Source organism: Streptomyces sp. NPDC005811 (assembly GCF_040630405.1).
Lineage (GTDB): Bacteria > Actinomycetota > Actinomycetes > Streptomycetales > Streptomycetaceae > Streptomyces.
The window spans coordinates 1-5589 of record NZ_JBEXXK010000123.1 but is presented as its reverse complement, the minus strand read 5'-3'; the positions used below and the strand labels follow the sequence as shown (position 1 = coordinate 5589).

Genomic DNA, 5589 nt, shown 5'->3' with positions numbered 1-5589 from the left:
GGAGTGGGAGCGGTTCGCTCCCGCGTACACGAGTGTGCGTCCCAGCGCGTTGCTTGCGAGTCTTCCCGAAGCCCGCACCACCCCCACCACCAGCGCGGCCTCCGGGCAGCAGGACGGCACAGGCAACGCCGGGCTGAGGGAGAAGCTCGGGGGGCTGTCCGCGGACGAGCGAGGGCAGGCACTGCTCGACGCTGTGCGCAGGCGGGCGGCCGAGGTACTGGGCCACGGGGACACCGGCGGTGTCGGATCGGGCCAGGCCTTCCGGGAACTCGGCGTCGACTCACTCACCGCCGTCGAGCTGCGCAACCGGCTCGCCACCGACACCGGCCTCAAGCTGCCCAGCACCCTCGTCTTCGACTACCCGACCCCCCGCCACCTGGCGGCCTTCCTCGAAGCCGAACTGTTCGGCGCCGAGGAAGCGGAACCGGAGACCGCCCTCGCGGCCGAGCTGGACCGGCTGGCCGCCACGATTTCAAGGCTTTCCCCAGATAACAGCGCCAGGACTCTCGCGAAGGCGCGCCTGCGCAGCATGCTGACCGAGCTGGGTGATCAGAGCGAGGGTGATCCCAAAGCCTCCGTCACCCAGCACCTCGAGGCGGCCTCGGACGACGAGATCTTCGACTTCATCAACCGGGAACTCGGCCGGTCCTGAGCGCCCGCGTCACAGCAGGCCGATCCGTTCCTACCGCTACGACGTATGGGGCAAGTTCCAATGGCGAATGAAGACAAGCTCCGGGACTACCTCAAGTGGGTCACCGCCGACCTGTCCGAGACGCGTCGGCGGCTCCAGGAGCTGGAGGCCCGCGAGGACGAGCCCATCGCGATCGTCGGTATGAGCTGCCGGTTCCCCGGCGGGGTGCGGTCCCCCGAGGACTACTGGCAGCTGCTGGCCGACGGCACCGACGCCATCTCCGCATGGCCCACGGACCGCGGTTGGGACGCCGAGGCGCTCTACGACCCGGAAGCCCGGCGCGCGGACGGCAGCTACGCCCGTGAAGGCGGCTTCGTCCACGACGCCGGGGACTTCGACCCCGCGTTCTTCGGGATCTCGCCCCGCGAGGCCGTCGCGATGGACCCCCAGCAGCGGCTGCTCCTGGAGGCGTCCTGGGAGGCGTTCGAACACGCCGGCGTCGACCCCGAGTCGGCGCGGGGCGGCCGCGCGGGCGTCTTCGTGGGGTGCAGCAACCAGGAGTACGGCGCCGGCCTCGGTGACATCCCCGACGACGTACGCGGCCACCTGCTCACCGGTAACTCCACCTCCGTGGTCTCCGGGCGCGTCTCGTACGCGCTAGGCCTGGAAGGTCCCGCGGTGACCGTGGACACGGCTTGTTCGTCGTCGCTGGTGGCCCTGCATCTGGCGGTGCAGGCGCTGCGGGGCGGCGAGTGCGATCTGGCGCTGGCCGGTGGTGTGACGGTGATGTCCACGCCGGGTGTGTTCGTGGAGTTCTCGCGGCAGCGGGGGCTTGCCGAGGACGGGCGGTGCAAGGCGTTCGCGGAGGCGGCCGACGGCACCGGCTGGTCCGAGGGTGTGGGCATGCTGCTGGTGGAGCGGTTGTCTGATGCGCGGCGCAACGGGCATCGGGTGCTGGCGGTGGTGCGGGGCAGCGCGGTCAACCAGGACGGTGCCAGCAATGGTCTGACGGCGCCGAACGGTCCGTCGCAGCAGCGGGTGATCCGGGCCGCGTTGGCGGGTGCCGGGCTGTCTGCCGCGGACGTGGACGCTGTTGAGGCGCATGGGACGGGTACGGCGCTGGGTGATCCGATCGAGGCGCAGGCGCTGATCGCGACGTACGGCCAGCATCGTGAGCGGCCGTTGTGGCTGGGGTCGGTGAAGTCGAACATCGGGCACACGCAGGCCGCCGCCGGTGTCGCCGGTGTGATCAAGATGGTGCTGGCGATGCGGCACGGTGTGCTGCCGCGGACGCTGCATGTGGATGCGCCGTCGTCGCATGTGGACTGGTCGGCGGGTGCGGTCGAGCTGTTGACGCAGGAGCGGGAGTGGATCGGCGAGGAGGGCCGGCCGCGGCGCGCCGCAGTGTCCGCCTTCGGCGTGAGCGGCACCAACGCCCACGCCATTCTCGAAGAGGCACCCGAAGACGAGGCCCCCGAGAACGCGGACGGCCCCGGCGACGAAGCCCCGGCGCATCCCGACGCGCCCGCCGCCGCCCGCGCGTTGCCGCAGCGCGCCCCCCGGGTGCTGCCCTGGGTCCTGTCCGCCCGTACCCCCGAAGCCCTGCCCGCCCAGGCCACCCGTCTCCTCGCGCATCTGACGGAACACCCCGGCACGACACCCCTCGACCTCGCCCGGTCCCTCGCCACACACCGGTCGGCACTGCCGTACCGGGCCGCCGTCATCGGCGCCGACCAGGCCGGACTCGTCGAAGCGCTGACCGCGTTCGCCCACGGCGACCGCGCCGAGGGCATCGTCACCGGCACCGCCCAGCCCGACGGCCGCACCGCCTTCCTCTTCGCCGGCCAGGGCGCCCAGCGGCTGGGCATGGGCCGTGAACTCCACGACGAGTACCCGGTCTTCGCCGACGCCTTCGACGCCGTGGACGCGGAACTGCCGTTCGACCTGCGGGAGGTGGTGTTCGGGGAGGACGCCGAGCGTCTGAATCGCACGGAGTTCGCCCAGCCCGCCCTGTTCGCCCTCGAAGTGGCGCTGTTCCGGCTGCTGGAGTCGTGGGGTGTGCGTCCGGACGTGCTCGCCGGGCATTCGATCGGTGAGATAGCGGCGGCTCATGTGGCGGGGGTGTGGTCGCTGGCGGACGCGTGTCGTCTGGTGGTGGCGCGGGGTCGGCTGATGCAGGCGTTGCCGGCTGGTGGTGCGATGGTGGCGGTGCAGGCGTCCGAGGACGAGGTGCTGCCGCTGCTGAGCGGTGAAGTGGGTGTCGCTGCGGTCAACGGGCCGCGTGCGGTGGTGGTTTCGGGTGCCGTCGGGGCCGTCGGTGGGATCGCGGAACATTTCCGTGGTGAGGGGCGGAAGGTCACGGCTCTGCGGGTGAGCCATGCCTTCCACTCGCCGCTGATGGAGCCGATGCTCGACGACTTCCGGGCCGTGGCCGAGAGCCTCACCTACGCGGAACCGAGCCTCCCGATCGTCTCCACCCTCACGGGCACGGCCGCCACCGCGGAGGAACTGCGCTCCCCGGAGCACTGGGTGCGCCATGTGCGCCAGGCGGTCCGCTTCGCCGACGCCGTGCGCACCCTCGCCGCGCGGGGCACCACGCGCTACCTCGAACTGGGGCCCGACGGCACGCTCACCGCGCTGGCACAGGGCTGCCCGGAGGCGGTCGCCGTCGCGGACTCCGGCGGCAGCGACGGCGTGCTGTTCACACCCGCCCTGCGCAAGGACCGGGACGGTGCCACCGACCTCGTCACGGCGCTCTCCCGGCTCCACGCCCACGGCGCCACGATCGCCTGGGAGGCGGTCCTCCCCGGCGGACACCGGGTGGAGCTGCCCACGTACGCCTTCCAGCACCAGCGCTACTGGCTGGCGGACCACGGCCGCCCGGCCCAGGGCCGCGGCGCGGACGGCGAGCGGTCGGCCGCCGGCGCCGTCGAGGCGGAGTTCTGGAACGCCGTCGAGCGCGGCGACCTCGGTTCCCTCGCCCAGTCGCTGGGGCTCGCCGAGGAGTCCCTGAACGCCCTGGTCCCGGCCCTGTCGTCCTGGCGCCACCGCAGTCTGGAACGCTCCCGGGCCGACCAGTGGCTCTACCGGACCCACTGGACGCCGCTCGAACCGTCGACCGTCACCGCGCTCTCCGGCCGCTGGCTCGTGCTCCGGCCCGAAGGCACCGCACAGGACGTCGGCATCGACACCCTCACGGCGGAACTCGCCGCACGCGGTGCCGCCCCCGTGGCGGTCGAACTCCCCGCCACCCCCGAACGGGCCTCTCTCGCCGCGCGGATGGCTGCCGCCGCCTCCGGCGACGAGGTCTCGGGGATCGTCCTCGACACCCGTGCCTGCACGGATGCCGTACAGGCGTGCGCCGCGGTCGCCGGCCTGCTTCAGGCGTTGGGTGATGTGGGTGTGGGTGGTCGGGTGTGGGTGGTGACGTGTGGTGGTGTGTCGGTGGGTCGTTCGGACGGTCCGGTGGATCCGGTGCAGGGTGCGGTGTGGGGTGTGGGCCGGGTGGCGGCTCTGGAGTACCCGGATCGCTGGGGTGGTCTGATCGACCTGCCGGAGGTCCTCGACCGCCGCGCCGCGCACCGGTTCGCCGCCGTCCTCGCCGGTGGACTCGCCGATGAGGACCAGATCGCGGTGCGTGGGTCGGGTGCGTTCGGTCGTCGGTTGGAGCGGGTGCGTGCCGGTGGTGGGGACGGGGGTTGGTCTCCGCGGGGGACGGTGTTGATCACGGGTGGTACGGGTGTGTTGGGTGCGCGGGTGGCGCGGTGGGTGGCGGTGGAGGGTGCGGGGCATGTGGTGTTGACGAGTCGTCGGGGGTTGGGGGCTCCGGGTGCGGTGGAGTTGCGGGATGAGTTGGTGGGGTTGGGGGTGCGGGTGTCGGTCGTGGAGTGTGATGCGGCTGATCGTGCAGCGTTGGCAGGGGTGTTGGCGGAGTATCCGGTCGATGCGGTGGTGCATACGGCGGGTGTGCTGGACGACGGTGTGATCGATGCGTTGACGCCGGAGCGGTTCGCGACGGTGTTGCGGGCGAAGGCGCTGGGTGCGTTGCATCTGGACGAGCTCACCCGTGACCGCGACCTGGACGCCTTCGTCCTCTTCTCCTCCTTCGCGGGCAGTATCGGAGCGGCGGGGCAGGGCAACTACGCGGCGGCCAACGCCTTCCTCGACACGCTCGCCGAGCGGCGCCGGGCGGCCGGGCTGCCCGCCACCTCGATCGCATGGGGTCCGTGGGCCGACGGCGGCATGGCCGACGAAACCCGTTCCGCCTCGCGGATGCGCCGAGGCGGCGTCCTCCCCCTGAACGCCGAGGCCGCCGTGAAGGTCCTCGCTCGCGCGGTGGCATCCGACACGCCCGCCGTCGTCGTCGCCGATCTCGAGTGGGCGGACTTCGCACCCGCCCTCACCGTGACGCGCCCGAACCCGCTGATCGCCTCGCTGCCCGAGGCCCGCGCGACCCTGGAGCCCGTCACGAAGGGGGCCGGCCACACCGAGATCGACGACAGCGCCGGCCTGCTCGGCCGCCTGACCGGGCTCACCTCCGCCGAACAGGACCGTGTCCTGCTGGAGACCGTCCAGTTCTGTGCGGCCGGAGTGCTCGGCTATGCGGGCGCGGCCGCCGTGCCGGCCGAGCGTGCCTTCCGTGACCTGGGCGTCGACTCCCTGATCGCGGTCGAACTCCGCAACGGGCTCACCGCCGTCACGGGTGTCACCGGCCTGGCCGCCACGGTGGTGTTCGACTATCCGACACCGGCGGCGCTCGCGCGGCACCTGCGGGAGCGGTTGCTGGGCGATGCGGCGGAGGCGGAGGCCGTTGCGTCTGCTTCTGTGGGTCTGGCGGCGGGCGACGATCCGGTGGTGATCGTGGGGATGGCGTGCCGGTTCCCGGGTGGGGTGCGGGATCCGGAGGGTCTGTGGCGGCTGCTGTCCGAGGGCGCTGACGCGGTGGGCCCGTTCCCGGC

The 5589-nt window shown here is 72.5% G+C and carries 2 protein-coding genes; both read left to right on the top strand.

Annotation, left to right across the window (positions count from 1 at the left end; all coding sequences use genetic code 11):
* On the top strand, nucleotides 1–652 hold a 652-nt coding region (locus tag ABZ490_RS51895; protein WP_359008003.1), incomplete at its 5' end, for a phosphopantetheine-binding protein.
* Nucleotides 653–712: 60 nt separating this feature from the next.
* The coding region (locus tag ABZ490_RS51890) for a type I polyketide synthase (protein WP_359008000.1) at nucleotides 713–5589 on the top strand (4877 nt) is incomplete at its 3' end.